Here is a 1,294-nt window from a genome sequence, read left to right as displayed (position 1 = left end):
GATAGACTTGGCGTGATCCGAAAGCGCTTCGCTGGTACCGACTGCGGCCCCTGCCTGGCCCGATGCGCGCGTCGCGATTTCTGCTGCTGCTTCCACTTCAAGCCGTGCGTCCTCGATCGCCCGGATCAGACCGGCGGCGGTTGAGGCGGCTTCGCGCATCGCGACGGCGGATTGCTCGGCGGCGGCGGCGACTTCGCTGGCCTTGCCCAGCATGCCGCGCGCCGAGCTGGACGCGCCCTGCGCCTGCACGCGAATGCGGTTGCCCGCCTCGGTCGCGCTCTGGATCGATTCGGCGATGCTCGCCTGGAACTGAACCGAGCGCTGGTGTCGCTCCGCGCCCGCCTCGGCCTGGTCTCGCGCACCCAGATGGGTCGCCATCAGATCGGCCTCGATCATCGAAAGGCGCTGGACCACGTCGCCCAGGCGTCGCAAACGCGCGGTGTCTCCGCTCACCTTCTCGGCGATGATCTCGATCGTCTTCGAATGGGCGCAGGCGAGGCCGGCAAAGGTGGCGGTCAGCGGGATATGGGCGCGATCGGTCCGCTCCGCATGCTCGAACGCCATCGCCACCCAATCCTCGCCATAGGGCGATTCATATTTGATCCGGGCATAGAGCTTGCTGTTTTCCAACTGCGCTTCGAATTGCTCGCGATCCATCGCCCATTCCCGCAGGCGCTGCGTCGACGACAGCGTGAGATAATGGTCCCAAAAGGCTCGCGCGATATCGTCGTGACGATCGGCGATCAGCGAAGCGACCTCGGGAGCACCGGTAGCGATCGCGCCGTCCCAGTCATATTCCTTGATATGTTCGGAAATCGATCGCGCGCCATCGTTCCAGCGGCGCATTGCCTTGTCGTCGCGAGCCATGGTCCCCTCTCCTCTTATGCCGCTACCTTGGCGACAAAGTCGCCCGCGCTGGTCTTGAGACTGCCGAGCTGGCCATCCAGAGCCGCGAAGCCCTGGCCCACCCGATCAATTTCGCTGGCTACCGTCTCGGTATCCTCGCGGATTGCGCCGATCGTTGCCGACATGGAATCGGCGGCCAAGGCGGTTTCGTCGACCGCGGCGGTGATCGCAGTCACGGTCTGAGCCTGCACCTCCATCGCGGCGCGGATACGGTGTGCGCTCTCCTGTACTTCGCTGACCGTCGCGCGGATCGAAACATTGGTGTCGACCGTGCTCTTCGTGGCCGACTGGATCGCGGCGATCTTGGCGGCAATGTCATCGGTCGCGCGTGCGGTCTGGTTCGCAAGGCTCTTCACTTCCTGCGCGACGACCGCGAAGCCGCGCCCCG

Annotated in this window: 1 protein-coding gene and 1 pseudogene; both read right to left on the bottom strand. The window is 65.2% G+C overall.

What is annotated here, in order from left to right; all coding sequences use genetic code 11:
* Window positions 1-867 (bottom strand): annotated as a pseudogene (locus tag SSO01S_RS17040) (methyl-accepting chemotaxis protein); the annotation flags it as partial.
* A 14-nt stretch (window positions 868-881) separates the two neighbouring features.
* On the bottom strand, window positions 882-1,294 hold a 413-nt coding region (locus SSO01S_RS17035), incomplete at its 5' end, for a methyl-accepting chemotaxis protein (protein WP_245646884.1).

It is taken from the genome of Sphingomonas soli NBRC 100801 (assembly GCF_001591025.1).
Classification (GTDB): domain Bacteria; phylum Pseudomonadota; class Alphaproteobacteria; order Sphingomonadales; family Sphingomonadaceae; genus Sphingomonas; species Sphingomonas soli.
The sequence above is the reverse complement of the archived record's forward strand: the minus strand, read 5'-3'. Positions and strand labels throughout refer to the sequence as shown.